At 49.7% G+C, this 334-nt stretch carries 1 protein-coding gene; it reads left to right on the top strand.

Annotated elements, in window-relative coordinates; translation table 11 throughout:
- Positions 1–334, top strand: a 334-nt coding sequence (locus ICL07_RS32190; protein ID WP_188092172.1) for a condensation domain-containing protein, incomplete at both ends; no start/stop codon positions are given.

The following is a 334-nucleotide window of genomic DNA, read 5'->3' as shown; positions in this document are numbered from 1 at the left end:
CATTTAAGGTATTGTTGTATAAATACACGGACCAGCAGGATGTGATAGTGGGTGTGCCGGTAGCCGGCAGGGAATACCCCGGGCTGGAAGAACAGATCGGATTCTTTGTAAATACGGTGGCGATCCGTACAGTATTGTCAGGGGAAGAAAGTTTCAGCAAACTGTCCGGCCGTATGCAGGAAGGCTTGCTGGAAGCGTATCAATACCAGGATTATCCTTTTGATCAGCTGGTAGATGCGCTGAAGCTGGACCGTGACGACACACATGCTCCTTTGTTTGATGTGATGTTCAGTAGTTTTCCTGCCGCAGGTTTTCCATCGGCAGATACCGCTGG

Origin of the sequence: Chitinophaga qingshengii (assembly GCF_014529935.1) — a bacterium.
Lineage (GTDB): Bacteria > Bacteroidota > Bacteroidia > Chitinophagales > Chitinophagaceae > Chitinophaga > Chitinophaga qingshengii.
This window is presented reverse-complemented; position numbering and strand designations above follow the sequence as displayed.